Annotated in this window: 14 protein-coding genes; 9 read left to right on the top strand and 5 right to left on the bottom strand. The window is 71.8% G+C overall.

What is annotated here, in order from left to right; translation table 11 throughout:
* The first annotated feature begins 21 nt into the window (after positions 1 to 21).
* Positions 22 to 1,863 carry a GTP-binding protein gene (locus ABEB12_RS17330; RefSeq protein WP_185059395.1) on the top strand — a complete coding sequence of 614 codons (1,842 nt, stop codon included), beginning with the start codon at positions 22 to 24 and terminating at the stop codon, positions 1,861 to 1,863.
* Here the strand turns inward: ABEB12_RS17330 and ABEB12_RS17325 are convergent.
* Genes ABEB12_RS17325 through ABEB12_RS17315 form a run of 3 tightly spaced genes read right to left on the bottom strand, consistent with a single transcriptional unit; the run spans position 1,844 to position 3,898 of the window.
* A complete protein-coding gene (locus ABEB12_RS17325) occupies positions 1,844 to 2,689 on the bottom strand; it encodes a CbtA family protein (RefSeq protein WP_185059396.1) in 846 nt (281 codons plus the stop codon). The genes ABEB12_RS17330 and ABEB12_RS17325 overlap by 20 nt on opposite strands.
* 1 nt (position 2,690) lies before the next feature.
* Positions 2,691 to 2,900: a CbtB domain-containing protein gene (locus ABEB12_RS17320; RefSeq protein WP_185059397.1), complete on the bottom strand. Its 210-nt coding sequence runs from the start codon at positions 2,898 to 2,900 to the stop codon at positions 2,691 to 2,693.
* A gap of 47 nt (positions 2,901 to 2,947) precedes the next feature.
* The gene (locus ABEB12_RS17315; protein WP_345702899.1) at positions 2,948 to 3,898 is read right to left on the bottom strand and encodes an alpha/beta fold hydrolase; all 951 of its coding nucleotides are present in this window, start codon (positions 3,896 to 3,898) and stop codon (positions 2,948 to 2,950) included.
* A gap of 840 nt (positions 3,899 to 4,738) precedes the next feature.
* Here ABEB12_RS17315 and ABEB12_RS17310 point away from each other — a divergent pair.
* From ABEB12_RS17310 to ABEB12_RS17275, 8 genes are all read left to right on the top strand, one after another.
* On the top strand, positions 4,739 to 5,920 hold the full coding sequence (locus ABEB12_RS17310) for an MFS transporter (protein ID WP_185059398.1): 1,182 nt from the start codon (positions 4,739 to 4,741) through the stop codon (positions 5,918 to 5,920).
* Between the two features lie 35 nt (positions 5,921 to 5,955).
* The gene (locus ABEB12_RS17305; RefSeq protein WP_185059399.1) at positions 5,956 to 6,417 is read left to right on the top strand and encodes a MarR family transcriptional regulator; all 462 of its coding nucleotides are present in this window, start codon (positions 5,956 to 5,958) and stop codon (positions 6,415 to 6,417) included.
* A gap of 257 nt (positions 6,418 to 6,674) precedes the next feature.
* Positions 6,675 to 7,736, top strand: a complete 1,062-nt coding sequence (locus tag ABEB12_RS17300; RefSeq protein WP_185059400.1) for an alcohol dehydrogenase catalytic domain-containing protein — start codon at positions 6,675 to 6,677, stop codon at positions 7,734 to 7,736.
* Positions 7,737 to 7,851: 115 nt separating this feature from the next.
* Positions 7,852 to 8,691, top strand: coding sequence for a hypothetical protein (locus ABEB12_RS17295; protein ID WP_185059401.1), 840 nt, complete (start codon positions 7,852 to 7,854; stop codon positions 8,689 to 8,691).
* Between the two features lie 10 nt (positions 8,692 to 8,701).
* Positions 8,702 to 9,052: a VOC family protein gene (locus tag ABEB12_RS17290; RefSeq protein ID WP_345702898.1), complete on the top strand. Its 351-nt coding sequence runs from the start codon at positions 8,702 to 8,704 to the stop codon at positions 9,050 to 9,052.
* A gap of 92 nt (positions 9,053 to 9,144) precedes the next feature.
* Complete coding sequence (locus ABEB12_RS17285; RefSeq protein ID WP_185059402.1) at positions 9,145 to 10,869, top strand: aromatic amino acid lyase; 1,725 nt, start codon at positions 9,145 to 9,147, stop codon at positions 10,867 to 10,869.
* A 432-nt stretch (positions 10,870 to 11,301) separates the two neighbouring features.
* The gene (locus ABEB12_RS17280) at positions 11,302 to 12,351 is read left to right on the top strand and encodes a DUF3616 domain-containing protein (RefSeq protein ID WP_185059403.1); all 1,050 of its coding nucleotides are present in this window, start codon (positions 11,302 to 11,304) and stop codon (positions 12,349 to 12,351) included.
* A 52-nt stretch (positions 12,352 to 12,403) separates the two neighbouring features.
* Positions 12,404 to 13,063, top strand: coding sequence for a DUF899 family protein (locus ABEB12_RS17275; RefSeq protein WP_185059404.1), 660 nt, complete (start codon positions 12,404 to 12,406; stop codon positions 13,061 to 13,063).
* A 19-nt stretch (positions 13,064 to 13,082) separates the two neighbouring features.
* Here the strand turns inward: ABEB12_RS17275 and ABEB12_RS17270 are convergent, their stop codons facing one another.
* Positions 13,083 to 13,961: an SRPBCC domain-containing protein gene (locus ABEB12_RS17270; RefSeq protein WP_185059405.1), complete on the bottom strand. Its 879-nt coding sequence runs from the start codon at positions 13,959 to 13,961 to the stop codon at positions 13,083 to 13,085.
* On the bottom strand, positions 13,954 to 14,517 hold the full coding sequence (locus ABEB12_RS17265) for a helix-turn-helix domain-containing protein (RefSeq protein WP_185059406.1): 564 nt from the start codon (positions 14,515 to 14,517) through the stop codon (positions 13,954 to 13,956). Before ABEB12_RS17265 ends, ABEB12_RS17270 begins: the two co-directional genes overlap by 8 nt.
* Positions 14,518 to 14,917: the final 400 nt, after the last annotated feature.

Here is a 14,917-nt window from a genome sequence, read left to right as displayed (position 1 = left end):
ATTTGAGGACAACCGACCGCCATGAAGCTGCTCAACGTGGGGATACTTGCGCACGTCGACGCCGGCAAGACCAGCCTGACCGAGCGCCTGCTGTTCCACGCCGGCGCCATCCGCCGCCTCGGCCGGGTCGACCGGGGCACCACCCAGACCGACTCCGCCGAGCTGGAGCGTGACCGGGGGATCACCATCTCCACCGGGGTCGCCGCGTTCCGCGCCGGCGACCTGACGGTGAACCTGGTCGACACCCCCGGCCACCCCGACTTCATCGCCGAGGTGGAGCGTAGCCTGCGGGTGCTGGACGGTGTGGTGCTGGTGCTCTCCTCCGTCGAGGGGGTGCAGGCGCAGACCCGGGTGCTGATGCGCACGCTGATCCAGCTACGCATGCCCACCGTGCTGTTCCTGAACAAGATCGACCGTGCCGGTGCCCGCCCGGACGGGGTGCTGGCCGACGTCTTGACCAGGCTGACCGCACGGGCGGTGCCGTTGGGTGAGGTGCATGACGCCGGCACGCCCCGGGCCGGCGTCCGCGCGCTGGTCCCGGACGGCGACGCGCTCGCCGAGTTCGCCGCCGCCGACGGACGGGACGCCTTCGTGGCCCGCTACCTGGACGGCACGCTCGACCCCGCGGCGATCCGCGAGGAGCTGGCCGAGGGGACCCGTGCGGGCCGGCTGCACCCGGTGTTCTTCGGCTCGGCGGTGACCGGAGCCGGGATCGCCGAGCTGGTGGACGGGCTCGGCGAGCTTCTGCCGGCCACCTCGGCGGCACCGGGCGGCCCGCTGGCCGGACGACTGTTCAAGATCGACTCACATGGTGCCTACCTGCGGGTCTACTCCGGCGAGCTGCGCGCCCGGCAGGTTGTCGCGCTGCGCCGCCGGCACCTGGACGGGCCGCCGACCGAGCACCTGGGGAAGGTCACCGCGATCGCCGTGGCCGAGCCCGGCGGGTTCCGGCCGGCCGGTCGGGTGGGTCCGGGCCAGATCGCCCGGCTCACCGGGCTCGCCGACGCGCGGATCGGCGACTCCCTGGGCGCTCCGCCGGACAACCCGGCGGACCAGCTGTTCGCCCCGCCGGTCCTGGAGGCCGTGGTCGGCGCGCGCCGACCCGCGGACGCGCCCCGGCTGGCCACCGGGCTGCGCGAGCTGGCCCGGCGGGACCCGCTGATCACCCTGGTGGAGCGGGACGGCGAGCTTTCGGTGCGCCTGTACGGCGAGGTGCAAGGCGAGGTGATCGCCGCGCAGCTGGCCGCCGAGTTCGGCGTCGAGCCGGTGCTGGCCCAGCCGAGGACGGTGCACCGGGAGCGGGTGACCGGCGTCGGCGAGGCCGCCCGGGCGATCGACGAACGGGAGCGCACCGACCCCTGGGCCACCGTCGGGCTGCGCGTCGAGCCGGGCACCGGGGTCGGCTACCGGCTCGCGGTGGAGCTGGGCTCGCTGCCGCTGGCCTTCCACGCCGCCATCGAGCAGGGCGTACGCGCCGCGCTCCGTCAGGGACCGCACGGCTGGCCGGTAACCGACTGCCTGGTCACCCTCACCAGGTCCGGCTTCGCCAGCCCGATCAGCACCGCCGGCGACTTCCGCGCGCTGGCCGCCGAGCTGGCGCGCTTCGCGGTAGAGCGTGCCGGGACCCGGGTCGACCTGCCGGTCCGGCGGATCGAGCTGGAGGTCCCGCCGGACACCCTCAACCCGGTGCTCGGCGCGCTCGCGGCGGCCGGCGGCACGGTCCGCGCGATCGACGCGAACGCCGGTCGCATCGACGCGGACCTACCCCAGGCCCGGCTGCCCGAGCTGGCCCGGCGACTGCCCCGGCTCACCCGGGGCGAGGCGCTGCTGACCCCGCGCGGGGTCAGCTGGAGGCCGTTGTGACCGCCCGGTCGTCGGTGCGCAGCACCCGCTCGGCCAGCGGCGCGAACGCCAGGGCCAGCACGGTCCACAACAGCGCGCTGCCGAGCACCGCCTGGAGGCGGAAGTTGTAGAGCAGGTCGGCGTCGAAGCCGGGCAGCACCAGCGCGCCCTGCGCGTCCCTGACCGGCTGCGGCGTCTCGGTGGCCAGGTTGCCGTACACCTCGACGTTGGCCGGCAGGTGGCCCAGCGCCGGCAGCACCGCCATGAGCAGCCCGCACAGCACGACGAAACACGCGACGCCGACCACGCCGGCGTTCCAGTTGCCCAGTCGTTCGGCCAGCCGCCGGCCCAGCCAGATCGAGACCAGGGCGAACGCCACCGCGCCCAGCACCATGATCAGGTACAGGCCGGTGCGCGCGCTGATGGTCTCGTGGTGGCCGACCGCCGGCGGGTTGGTCGGATACTTCAGGAACGGCACCAGGAACAGCGTGACGAACCCGCCCAGCGCCACCAGCAGCGCCAGCGTCTTCGGCTGCCACCGGCCGACCCGGCCCCAGGCCAGTCCGTACGCCACCGCGTAGAACACGCCGACCGCCACGCCGAAGAGGATCAGGCCGACGCCGAGGCCCACGTTCATCTGGAAGGCCCGGCTGAACACCTCGCCCTCCTCGGCCTCCGGGTGGTGCCCGGCGGCCATGGCGATGGCGTGCAGCGCTTCACTGCGCGCGCCCTCGTAGTCGATGGACGCCTGGACCAGCGGTTCGGCGAAGATCCGGGCGTACAGGAAGGTGATCAGCCCGGCCAGCGCACCGGCTCCGGCTCCCCGGAGTACGAGTGACTTCAACACCTCAGTGGCAGGGGAAGCCGGCCAGGTGACGGGCGTCGTGCACGAACTCGTGCACCACCATGGTGTCGCCGAACACCGAGGTGGCGCCCTCGTCGATGCCGACGAAGTAGTAGAGGAGCAGACCGAACAGCACCGCGCCGATCAGCCACGGGATGCCCTCGGAGATGGCGATGGGTGCCGGTCGCGACTGGCCGATGGCAGGTGAGGTCATGGCAGGAAAGGTACGTCGGCCGCCAATCGCGGTCAATATCTGTTCAGTTACTGAGATGTTGAGGTGACGAAGTCCACCAGTCGGGCGTTGACCAGGTCGGGGCGTTCCTGCTGCAGCCAGTGGCCCGCGCCGGGCACCATCTCCAGGCCCTGCAGGTTGGGGATGTAGGCTCGCATGCTCCGTTCCAGGCGGACCGGGTCGAAGCGGGACACGGTCGGGTCCAGTTCGCCGGCCAGCATCAGCGCCGGCGGGGTGATCGGGGCATCATGCCAGGCGGCGGTCAGCGCCCAGTTGCGGTCCAGGTTGCGGTACCAGTTCAGCGGCCCGGTGAACCCGGAGCCGGCGAACTCGTCGGCGAACGCCTTCACGTCCGCGTCGCTGACCCAGTCCGGCAGCGTCTCCGGGTCCCGCCAGAGGTCCAGGAACCCGCCCCCGCCGGGCGGCAGGGTCAGGTCGTTCTCCCCGGCCAGCCCGGTCAGCAGCAGCCGGAAGGTGCGGGTCAGGTCGGCCTCGAACTCCGCCTCCACCCCCGGGCGCTGGAAGTACACCTGGTAGTAGTCCTCGCCGAACCGCTCGCGCAGCGCGGCCACGGTGGGCGTCGGGCCGCGCCGGATGTGCGGCACGCTCAGCGCGGCGATGCCGCGCACCAGGTCCGGCCGCAGCAGCGCGGTGTGCCAGGCCACCGGGGCGCCCCAGTCGTGCCCGATCACCGTGGCGGAGCGCTCCCCACAGGCCGCGATCAGCCCCACCGCGTCGCCGACCAGGTGCAGCATCGTGTACTCGTCCACCGCGTCCGGCCCGCCGGTGCCCGGGTAGCCGCGCTGGTTGGGCGCCACCGCGTGGAACCCGGCCTCGGCCAGCGCCTGGAGTTGGTGGCGCCAGGAGTACCAGCACTCCGGGAACCCGTGCAGGAGCAGGACCAGTGGTCCCTCGCCGGCCTCCGCGACCCGCATCTCCAGGTCGCCCACCTTGATCACGCGATGCCGAATCTCGCTCACTCTCGGGACGCTACCGGTGTTCGGTGGCCGGGAGGTGACGAGACGCGTTCCGTCGGGTGGGTGGTCGGGCTTCAAAGACGGCTTGGACGGCGCGGGTGGGTCGGTCTCCCGCGGCCTAGGCGGCGCTGTTGCGTTCGGCTCGGGGACGCCGGCCGGACTGATGCGCTGCTGGGGCGTGCCGCCCAGTTCGGGTGCGTCGGCCAGTTCGGGTGCGCCGCCGAGCTCGGGTGCGCCGGCCAGTTCGGGTGCGCCGGCCAGTTCGGGTGCGCCGCCGAGCTCCGGGTGCGCCGGCCGGTTTGGGTGTGTCGGCCGGTTCGGGTGTGCCGGCCGGGCGGCCTGGTGCGGCTCCGGGCGGGCTGGCGCGGGCCGGGCTTGATCGCCGGCTGTGGCGGTTTAGCCTCGATTTTCGCGGCTTGACCGCCACCAACGGCGATCACCCCTACCGCGGCACCTCAACTGTCACTCTGGTTGCGCGACCGGCACGCTATCGGGGTTCGGTCTTGCCACGACCCCTACCACGTATCCCTCATGAAACAGGAGTGACGCGTGGGACGTCATCGGCCCGTTGCCATGGTCATGTCGCAGCTAGAGACGTTTCCGGCCGGCAAAGGGTCTCTCACTGCTACTTGACCATGAAGCGGCCCCGCCGACCGAAACGCAAGAGGCGCCACCCAGGCCGCGGCAGACCGACCCGCCCGCGCCGTCCAAGCCGTCCTGAAACCCGGCCCACCCGCAAATCGCCAGGATCGCGTTCCTCAGCTCACACTTCCTGGCGCCTATATCCCGCGTGTGCAATCGTTGCAGACGCGGGTAATTGGCTGAGACATGGAGGACTGTGACATGCCAGTGGGGCTGTTCGCCCTCGCGGTGGGCGGATTCGGCATCGGGCTCACCGAGTTCGTGATCATGGGGTTGCTGCCGGAGGTGGCGGCGGACTTCGCGGTCAGTGAGCCGGTGGCCGGCTATCTGATCTCGGGTTACGCGTTGAGCGTCGCGGTGGGCGCGGTCGCGCTGAGTGCGGCGATCACCCGGTTCGACCGCAAGAAGGTGCTGATGTCGCTGCTGTTGCTGTTCATCGCGGGCAACCTGATGTCCGCGGTGGCCGACAGCTACTCGTTCATGATGGCCGGCCGGATCGTCGCCGCGCTGTGCCACGGGGCGTTCTTCGGCGTCGGCTCGGTGGTGGCCGCCGACCTGGTGGCGCCGGAGAAGCGGGCCAACGCCATCGCGATGATGTTCGCCGGGCTGACCGTGGCCAACGTGCTCGGTGTCCCGCTGGGCACGCTGCTCGGCCAGCAACTGGGCTGGCGGTCCACGTTCTGGGCGATCACGGTGATCGGGATCATCGCGCTGGCCGGCATCAAGCTGCTGGTCCCGGCCACGCCGGCGCGGGCTGATGCAAGTTTGCGGGCAGAGCTACGGGTGTTCGCCCGGCCCCAGGTGTGGGTGTCCATCGCGGTGACCATCCTCGGCTTCGGCGGCATGTTCGGCGGGTTCACCTACATCGCCTTCACGTTGACCGAGGTGACCGGCTTCGCGTCCAGCACGGTGCCGTGGCTGCTCATCCTGTTCGGCGCGGGGTTGTTCGCCGGCAACCTGGTCGGCGGCCGCCTGGCCGACCGCGCGCTGGTGCCCTCGCTGCTGGCCATCCTGGCCGTGCTGACCGTGGTGCTGGCCGCCTTCGCGCTCACCGCGCAGTCCAAGGTGGCCACGGTGATCGCGCTGCTGCTGATGGGCGCCGCCGGGTTCGCCACGGTGCCCGGGCTGCAGCTGCGCATCATGCGGTACGCCTCGGACGCGCCCACGCTGGCCTCGGGCAGCAACATCGCCGCGTTCAACATCGGCAACGCGGCCGGCGCCTGGCTGGGCGGGCTGGCCATCGGCGCCGGGTTCGGGTTCACCTCGCCGCTGTGGGTGGGCGCCGGGGTGACCCTGGCCGGACTGGTGGTCCTGGCCGCCGCCTCGGTGCGCCGGAGCGCCCCGGCGGAAGCACTTGTAGACGCAGGTAGCCCGCGTGCCTGAGCTATCGTGAACTGAGGAAGTGTTGAGGAGGAGCCGTGACACTGCGCGACGATGAGGTCGAGGCCCAGGTGCACGGTTGGCGCCTGCTCGCGGTTCTGCACGCACGGATCGAGGCCCGGCTGGAGCGCGTGCTCCAGGCCGGGCACGACCTGTCGGTGAGCGAGTACGGCGTGCTGGAGCTGCTCTCCCGCCAGGTGGCCCACCACCTGCGGATGAACCAGCTGGCCACCGCCATGGCGCTGAGCCAGAGCGCGACCACCCGGCTGGTGACCCGGCTGGAGGACCGGGGACTGCTGACCCGCTACCTCTGCCCGGACGACCGCCGGGGCATCTACAGCGAGGTGACGCCGGCCGGCTTCGAGCTGCTGGAGCGCGCCCGCCCGGCGCACAACCGGACGCTGGGCGAGGAGCTTGCCGAGGCGGCCCAGAACCCGGAGATGGCGCACCTGGTCGCGGCCATCAGCCAGTCCGACCGGGAGCCGCTGCCGCGGCCTTAGAGTCGCGACTCTCGGTTACCGTCCGTTCGCCGTCCGTTCATTTGTTCGCGAGAATTCGCCGTCATCCCAGCGCGTCGCCCAGGTCGGTGACCAGGGAAATGGGTCCGATCGGCGATCTTTCTCCATAGATTGCCGAATAACGGGAAAGCGTGGATTTCCCGTTCTCGAATATGGATTCGCCCCGCCGTCGGATCCGCCGGCCGGGCGGCTTCGCGGAAATCCGCTCGCCGGTCCCGATCGGCCGCGATGATGAGGGTATGAGCATGATGCGGCGGATACTGGTGAACTCGGCCGACGACATCCGGGTGGAGCGTGTGCCCTTCCCGGAGGCTCCCGGCGAGGGGCAGGTGTTGGTGCACAGTCGGCTGGTCGGCATCTGCGGCAGCGACACCCACGCCGCCGCCGGCCGGCACCCGTTCATCCGGCTGCCCTACCGGCCGGGGCACGAGGTGGTCGGGGTGGTCGGTGCGATCGGCCAAGGGGTGACCGGGCTGTCCCCGGGCGACCGGGTGGTGGTGGAGCCCAACCTGGTGTGCGGGCGTTGCCGGCAGTGCCGGGAGGGCCGGTACAACATCTGCCGCGAGCTGGCCGTCTTCGGCTGCCAGACGCCCGGCGGCATGGCCGACGCGTTCACCATCGCGGCCGACCGGCTGCACCCGGTGCCGGACGGCATGTCCGACGAGCTGGCCGCGCTGGTCGAGCCCCTGGCGACCCCGGTGCGCGCGGTACGCCGGGCCGGGATCGGGCCGGGCAGCCGGGTGGTGGTGCTCGGTGCCGGGCCGATCGGGCTGCTCACCATGGTCGCCGCGCGGGCCGCCGGGGCGGCCACCGTGCTGGTCACCGACGTGCTGGCCGGCAAGCGGGAGCGGGCCGTGCGACTGGGGGCGGACGCGGCCCTGGACGCCGCCGACCCGGGCCTGGTGGACGCCGCCCGGGACGCGATGCGGGGCGGCGGGGGCGGCGAGGGTGGGATGGGCGGCGAGGGTGCCGACGCGGTGTTCGACTGCGTGGCGGTGCGCAGCTCCATGGCCCAGGCCGCCGAGCTGCTGGACAAGGGCGGCACGGTGGTCGTGGTCGGCGTGCCGCACGGGCCGACCGACGTGCCGCTGCATCTGGTGCAGGACCGGGAGATCGCCGTGCTGGGCAGCCTCATGTACGTCCGGGAGGACGTGTTGCGGGCAATCCGGCTGTTGGCCGACGGCGTGTTGAGGGCTAACGAGTTGGTCACCGCCGTCTTTCCTTTGGAACAAGCCAGCGAGGCCTATGCGGCCTCGATCCGTCCGGACCAGGTCAAGGTCCTCATCCGCATCGCGGAATAGCTCAGCGATCAACTAATTGATCTTTAATCCGAGCACTGAAGAAAAATCGACATCTCGGTGCAGTCGTACATCGATTCGGCCCACGGAGGGCGACGAGTCGGTCACGCTAGAGGTCGTGTTGGGGGCACCATTTCGGGGGAGCGAGGCGATCGCCCACGGTCTGCTGACCCGCGATCAGTTGTACGGGCCGAGGTTCAAGCGGGTGTTCGCCGGGGTGTTCGCCCCGGTTGACCTCGCGCTGGATCTGGCGGCGCGCTCCCGCGCGGCGTACCTGATGGTGGGCGGCCGCGGCGGGGTGCTGGTGGGGTACTCGGCGGCCGAGCTGCTGGGCGCGGACTGCGCGCCGAGGGATGCGCTGGCCGAGGTCGCGGTGCCGGTCCGCATCCACGCCAAGACCGGGCTGCGCATAGTGCACAGCGCGATCGACCCGGCGGATACGGTCGAGCGGGACGGCTGCCGGGTGACCACCCCGCTGCGCACCGCGTGGGACCTGGCCCGGCGGGTCGAGCTGGTGGAGGCGGTGATCGCGGTGGATGCGCTGGCCCGGGTGGGCGGGTTCGCCCCGGCCGAGCTGCTGGCCCGGCGGGCAGCCCTGCCGGGGTCGAGGGGCAGCCGGCGGCTGGACCAAGTGGTCGCGTTGGCCGACCCGGGGGCGGCGTCGCCGATGGAGACCCGGCTGCGGGTGGGCCTGCTCGGCGCCGGACTGCCCGCGCCGAAGGTGCAGTACGAGGTGCGCGACGGGCGGGACAATCCGGTGGCCCGGGTGGACCTGGCCTACCCGGGCGCCCGCCTGGCCGTCGAATACGTGGCCGACGAGCCCAACGTGCCCCGGCAGCGGGAGGGTGAGCTGGCCGACCTGGGCTGGCAGGTCGTCCGGGTGCACCGGGAGGACGTGCTGCGCGGCATGCGCCGCACCGCCGACCGGGTCCGTGCCGGCCTGGCCCGGACGTCTTAGAGTCGCACGCGTGGCCGAACAGGTGAAGATCGGGAACGTGTTGCATCCGGTGGCCGATGTGACCGCCGCCGTCGCGTTCTATCGGGACGCGTTGGGGTTGCCGGTCAAGTTCGCCGATGGCGACCGGTATGCCGCGCTGGACGGGCAGACCACCACGTTGGCCCTGGCCGGGCCGGCGGAGGACGTCACCGGGGGCGTCGCGGCGGCGTCGTTCAAGGTGCCGGACGTGGCCGCGGCGCTGGCCGCGATCACCGCGGCGGGCGGCGAGGTGGTGCGCCCGCCGGAGCAGGGGCCGCACGAGGTTCGCGCCGTGGCCCGCGACCCGTGGCGGAACACGATCATCGTCTACGGGCCGCGCTGAGCTTCCCGATTCACGGGAACGGCCTCGCCGCGAGCCGGTCGGACTGGGATCGTCACAATGGAGTCTGACCTGGTCCGTTGCGAGGAGAGTGAATGCCGAAGGGGCAGCACGCGCCGATCCCGGAGAAGCTGCGCGTCTACACCCATCCGGCGCCCGAGGAACCGGTCGACAGCGGGCTCACTTCGCTGACCCATGGCGAGGGGCCGGCCCTGCTGCCGCCGCCGGCCGCCGGCTCCCGCCGGCACCTGGCGATCACCCTGGACGGCGACTCGCTGCGCTGGTCGGACCTGGTGGCCATCCTGGAGGCCGAGTCGGTCACCGTGACCCTGGCCCCGGAGGCCCGGGAGCGCATGCACCGCTCGCGGGACGGCGCGCTGCGCCGGCTGGCCGCCGGGCAGCGGGTGTACGGCTGGAACCAGGCGCTCGGCCCCCTCAAGGACTACCCCCTCGAGGACGAGGACCAGCTCCAGTTCCAGATCAACATCCTGCGCTCGCACGCCGCCGGGGTCGGCGAGAACCTGTCCGCGCCGATCGCCCGGCTGGCCCTCATCCTGCGGGCGAACGCGCTGGCCCGGGGTACCGCCGGGGTGCGCCCGGCGATGGTGGACCGGATGCTCGCGGTGCTCAACGCGGGCATAGTGCCGCTGATGCCGGAGATCGGCTCGCTGGGCACCGGGGACCTGCAGCCGATGGCCGCCGCCGGGCTGATGCTGATCGGCGAGCGGGTGCCGGCCGCCGACCGCTCCGGCACCACCTGGGCCGACGACGCGCTGCGCCGGGCCGGCCTCCCGGAGCGCTTCGAACTGCACGCCGGCGAGACGCTCGCGCTGATCAGCGGCAGCAGCGTGTTGTCCGCCTGCTACGCGTCGGCGGTCCGCCGGGTGGATTCGCAGATCGACACCTTCCTCGGCGCCTTCGCGCTGTTCTGCGAGGCCACCAGGGCGGAGCGGCAGGCGTTCGACCCCCGGCTGCACACCGAGCGGCGCATCCCCGAGCAGGTGGTGGCCAACGACCGCATCCGCAACCTGATCGGCGGCAGCGCCTGGATGACCCCGGCCGGCCGGGCCAGGCTGGGCGAGCTGCGCGAGCGGGTGCAGGACTCCACCTCGGTGCGCGCCACCCCGCACAAGGTGGCCAGCGTGCTGCACACCCTGGCCGAGGCGAAGCGGTTCCTGGCCTGGGAGGCCAACGCGTCCAACTCCAACCCGCTGGTGCTGGGCGGGGACGGCGGGTACGAGTTCGTGATGGGCGGCAACTGGGACTGCTCGATACTCGGGCACTCGGCCCACTCGCTGAACGTGCAGGTCACCGACCTCGCGGTGCTGGCCAAGGACCTGACCGGCCGGCTGGCCTCGGACCTGTGGAGCTACGGGCTGCCGCCCGCGCTGTCCGGCGGGAAGATCGGGTTGAACTCCGGGCTGACCCTGGTGCACGCGGTGGCCGCGTCGCTGATCCCGGAGATGCACGCCCGTTCCACGCCGGTCAGCTCGCTGTCCTTCCCGCTCAAGGGCGGTCAGGAGGACCACAACACGATGGCCATGGCGTCCGTGCGGAACCTGGTCTCCAACGTGGACCGGTTGGACGTGGTGCTCGCGGTGTCCACGCTGATGAGTGCGCAGGGCGTGGACCTGATCGCCGAGGCGATGACCGGGCTGGCCCTCGGGGCGGGCTCGAAGCGGGTGCACACACTGGTCCGGTCGGTGATCGACCCGCTGGGCGACGACCGCTACATGACCGACGACGTGGAGCGCATGACCACTCTGGTCCGCGGCGGCCGCATCAGCGCCGAAGTCCGCCGCAACCGCATGTCGCGGTAGGAGTTTAAAGACAGCTCGGACGGCCGCGTTGGTCGGTCTGCCGCGGCTTGGGTGCGGCCCGTTGCGTTTGGTTGCGGCTAGGGCTCGGCTCGTTGCGCCGGCTCGGACACTCGATCACGGACCGTAGTTGCGTTCCGCCCGGTTCAGAGGTCGTTCGTCCACGAAATCCACCTGAGCGGGGTTTGATCTTTGGGTTCACCCCGCTGAGGTGGATCTCGTGAACGTAACCGGTCCGCGGCCGGGCTGGAGGCCGCCTGGACGTTACGCCGCGTAAGCGAGGCCCAGGTCGCAACCGAACGCAACGGCCGGCACCCAAGCCGCGAAAAACGCCAACCGCGGCCGTCCAAGCAGTCTTTAGAACCGGCACTCCCACCCGACCGCCGGCCGAATTACCCGTGAACCGGTGCACCCATCACAGGTAGAAACACCGGCATGCAGATCGAGCGGCGGGTCGCGCTGCGCTTTCATCCGGACGCGGTCGCGGCGAACACCCACGTCAACCTGTCCGCGGTTCGCTCCGACGGGGACTGCCTGTGGCTGGCCGGGGACGAGACGGCCACCGTGGAACGCCTGCGCGCCGACTCCGACGGGTACGGCGAGCAGCGGGTGTTTCCGCTGGCCGAGCTGGTCGACCTGCCGGGGCCACCGGAGGAGGAGGCCGACATCGAGGGCCTGGCCCGCTCCGGCGGGTACCTGTGGGCGGTGGGTTCGCACAGCCTGGTGCGCCGGCGGGTGAAGGCGGAGCACTCGGACAAGCAGGCCATCCGCCGGCTGCGCAAGATCCGCCGGGACGTCAACCGGTACGTGATCGCCCGGCTGGCCGTCCAGCCCGGGGATGACGGCCTTCCCGAGCTGGCCAGGGCCACCGGGGACGGCCGGAGCAGCGCGCTGTTCGGCGCGGCCGGCGAGGACAACCTGGCCGACCTGCTGGCCGACGACGACCACCTGGCCCCGTTCCTGGCCATCCCGGCCAAGGACAACGGGTTCGACGTGGAGGGGTTGGCGGTGCACGGCGAGTCGCTGTACATCGGGCTGCGCGGGCCGGTGCTGCGCGGGTTCGCCGTGCTGATCGAGGTGCGGCCGGAGGACGACGAGCCGGGGCGGCTGCGGCTGGCCCGGATCGACGGCGACCGGCGCTACCGCAAGCACTTCCTGGACCTGGGCGGGCTGGGCGTGCGCGACCTGTGCCCGCACGGCCGGGACCTGCTGGTGCTCGCCGGCCCGTCTATGGACCTGGACGGTCCGGTGCGGGTGTACCGCTGGCACGACGCAGCGGTGGCGGAGACCTCCGAGGTGGCCCGGGGCGACGAGCTGTCGGTGGAGCTGGAGCTGCCCTACGGCGACGGCGACGACCACGCCGAGGGCATCGCGCTGTTGCCCGACTCGCGGTTGCTGGTGGTGTACGACAGCCCGGCGGAGCACCGGCGCCCCGACGAGGAGGTGGTGCTGGCCGACGTGGTCCGGTTGCCGCCTGGGCGATGAATTCGCGGGGGTGGCCGGGTCTATACCGGTGACCGCGAATAAAGGAGCACCGATGAACCTGCCCCCGATCGTCGACCGCGACAAATGGCTCACCGCGAGGGAGGAGCTGCTGGTCGAGGAGAAACGCCTGACCAGGGCGCGTGACGCGCTGGCCGCGCGGCGCCGCCGGATGCCGATGACCGAGGTGCGCGGCGACTACGCCTTCGTCGGCCCGGACGGCCCGGCCACCCTGCTCGACCTGTTCGACGGCCGCCGGCAGCTGGTGGTCTACCGGTTCTTCCTCGCCCCGGACGTGCACGGCTGGCCGGACGCCGGCTGCCAGGGCTGCTCGATGTACGCCGACCAGATCAGCCACCTGGCGCACCTGCACGCCCGGGACACCACGCTGGTCGTGGTCTCCGCCGCGCCCCAGGAGAACATCCAGCGCTACCGGACCCGGATGGGCTGGACGTTCCCCTGGTTCACCACCACCGACGAGTTCTCGGCCGACCACGGCGTCGAGGATTACCACGGCACCAACGTGTTCCTGCGCGACGGCGACCGGGTGTTCCGCACCTACTTCGTGGACAACCGGGGCGACGAGGCGCTGGGCACGGTCTGGAGCTACCTGGACATCACCGCGCTGGGCCGCCAGGAGAACTGGGAAGACTCCCCTCACGGGTGGCCCCAGGGCGAGCCCTACTCCTGGTGGCGCCGCCACGACGAGTACTAGGGGTGGGCGGGAGGGCCATCTAGTAGGTGAGCAGGTCCTCGGGCATGCCGTCCACGTGCGTGCCGGCGAACAGCGGGCGCCACTCCGGAAGCTCGTGGAATCGGCGCAGCTCGGCGATGCCGGACAGCCAGCCCATCCAGGCGCCGTAGGGCGGCTGGGTCTGGTCGAACCCGCTCTGCACCAGGGTGAGCCGGGTCTTCCCGCCGGAGCCCTCGAGCTCCCAGCTGGCCACCAGGCCCTCCGCCCAGGCCAGGGTGAGCGCCCGGCCCGGTTCCAGCGCGGTGATCCGGGCCGGGTCGGTGTCCACCTCGAAGCTGCCCATCGCCCATCGCCCGCCGAGCTCCGGTTCCACCTCGACCCGCGCGCCGAACCAGCGGGAGAACGTCTCCGCGTCGAGCAGCGAGTGGAACACGTCCTCCGGCGCGGCGTCGATCGTCACCTCGGCGCGCTGCACCGGGGAGGTGAAGTCGCAGCGCGGGGTGGTCGGGCGGCCTTCCAGGTGGTCCACCAGGTTGGCCAGGGACAGCGCCCAGAAGGTGTGCACCTGGCTGATGGTCTCCCGCTCGGCGACCATCGCGTCGTACCCGGGCAGCCCGTCGTGGTTGACGGTGACCTCGGTGAACCCTTCGGCCGTGTCGATGATGTCGATCTGCACCTCGGTGTGGGTGTCGTCGATCGGCCAGTCGAACCGCAGCTGGCGGGGGCCGGCGTGGGTGAGCCGCTGGCGCGGCTTGTCCCCGGCCGGGGTGGACGGCCCCCAGAACTCGTAGCGCTCGGGCAGTGCGACCTCGGCGTGCTCGGTCAGCCAGGCGCGCAGCCGCTCGGGCTCGGTGAGTGCGCGGTACACCTCGTCCGGGGTGGCGTTGGCGCGCACCTTGATCATCGTGGGCTCACTCATCCGGGGGTCCCTTCGGGTAGCAGGCCACGGCGAGCTTGAAGGCTTCCCCCTCGTCGCCGCCGTAGCGGGCGAACAGGTCTTGCAGCGCGGCGGTCAGCTCGCGCAGGAACTCGGGGCGGCGCCGCGCGGGCACCCGGATCTCGCCGGAGAGCCCGAACGAGGGCAGCTCCGGGGCCGGGTCCAGCGTGGCCAGCCGGCCGACGTCGGCCTGCACCTCTTCGGTGAGGTCCAGCAGGAAGCCGAGGCTGAGCGCGTCCCGCTTGGCCCGCTCGCCGATCCGGCCGACCAGCCGGGGCGACATCCAGTACGCGCGTGCCGTGGCCTGGTAGATGCCCTCGACGATGCCGCGCACCCTCCGCTCCGCGACCTGGTTGGCCAGGCCGGCCTCGGTGAGGCGTTTGACGTGGTAGTAGACCCGCTGCGGGGTCAGCTCGAGCCGGGTGGCGACCTCGGTGCACGACCTCGGCTCGGCCAGCTCGCGCAGCACCTCGACGCGCTTCGGCTTGAGCAGCGTTTCCGCCTGCTCGAGCTCTTCCAGGTACAGGACGTCTCTCATCGCACAAGCAACTTTGAACGTAAAAATCAGTTTTGTCAATAACCCCCAGTGCTGATTCAGTCGGTTCAGCAGGGTGATTCGGTCACTTCGGCAGCTGGCCGGGTTCAAAGAAGGCTTCGGACGGCCGGAGCCGGCAGGTTCTCCGCGCCTCGGGCTCGGCCCGTCGCGCATGGAGGCCTGGGCCGGCCATGCCGGACGGGGCCCAGGCTTGATCGCCAGCCGTGGCGGTTCTGCCTCGAATATCGACGCTAGACCGCCAGGAACGGCGATCACCCCCAGCGGCGCCCGGCGCTCGGGTTGGGCCCGTTGCGCCGTCGCCTGGCTTCGTCACGGACCGTAGCTGGGTCCGGCACGGTTCGGGAGTCGTCCGCTCACGAGATCCACCTGAGCGGGGTTTGAT

It is taken from the genome of Actinospineispora eucalypti (assembly GCF_039543365.1).
Classification (GTDB): Bacteria; Actinomycetota; Actinomycetes; order Mycobacteriales; family Pseudonocardiaceae; genus Pseudonocardia; species Pseudonocardia eucalypti.
This window is presented reverse-complemented; position numbering and strand designations above follow the sequence as displayed.

Bases quoted from the DNA above. Each gene is read 5' to 3' on its own strand.
- ABEB12_RS17330 (WP_185059395.1), top strand. From the start codon at position 22: ATGAAGCTGCTCAACGTGGGGATACTTGCGCACGTCGACGCCGGCAAG.
- ABEB12_RS17320 (WP_185059397.1), bottom strand. From the start codon at position 2,900: ATGACCTCACCTGCCATCGGCCAGTCGCGACCGGCACCCATCGCCATC.
- ABEB12_RS17310 (WP_185059398.1), top strand. From the start codon at position 4,739: ATGCCAGTGGGGCTGTTCGCCCTCGCGGTGGGCGGATTCGGCATCGGG.
- ABEB12_RS17300 (WP_185059400.1), top strand. From the start codon at position 6,675: ATGAGCATGATGCGGCGGATACTGGTGAACTCGGCCGACGACATCCGG.
- ABEB12_RS17285 (WP_185059402.1), top strand. From the start codon at position 9,145: ATGCCGAAGGGGCAGCACGCGCCGATCCCGGAGAAGCTGCGCGTCTAC.
- ABEB12_RS17280 (WP_185059403.1), top strand. From the start codon at position 11,302: ATGCAGATCGAGCGGCGGGTCGCGCTGCGCTTTCATCCGGACGCGGTC.
- ABEB12_RS17275 (WP_185059404.1), top strand. From the start codon at position 12,404: ATGAACCTGCCCCCGATCGTCGACCGCGACAAATGGCTCACCGCGAGG.
- ABEB12_RS17270 (WP_185059405.1), bottom strand. From the start codon at position 13,961: ATGAGTGAGCCCACGATGATCAAGGTGCGCGCCAACGCCACCCCGGAC.
- ABEB12_RS17265 (WP_185059406.1), bottom strand. From the start codon at position 14,517: ATGAGAGACGTCCTGTACCTGGAAGAGCTCGAGCAGGCGGAAACGCTG.